The following is a 255-nucleotide window of genomic DNA, read 5'->3' on the forward strand; positions in this document are numbered from 1 at the left end:
CAGGCGCCCGGGGCGCGGCCTCGAAGACGGTTCTCGGTGTCGCGCCCAGGAGGGCCGCGTGCGAGGTGACGTGGTAGTGCGCGTCGAGGAAGGCGCAGAGGCGGACATTGACGTCGTGCAGCGAGGCAACGGGCCCGAGGAAGTCGAGGCAGCCCTCGCGCAGCGTGCGCCAGAAGCGCTCCATCTTCCCGCGTGCGGGGGCGTCGTAGGGCCTGGCGTGCAAGAGGGAGGTGCCGATGCGAGCGCACGCGGTGG

Annotated in this window: 1 protein-coding gene; it reads right to left on the reverse strand. The window is 72.5% G+C overall.

Annotated features, from left to right (window positions below):
* On the reverse strand, window positions 1–255 hold a 255-nt coding region (locus tag FL311_RS43895; protein ID WP_141333619.1), incomplete at both ends, for an integrase core domain-containing protein.

Source organism: Myxococcus sp. AB025B (assembly GCF_006518215.1).
GTDB classification, from domain to species: domain Bacteria; phylum Myxococcota; class Myxococcia; order Myxococcales; family Myxococcaceae; genus Myxococcus; species Myxococcus fulvus.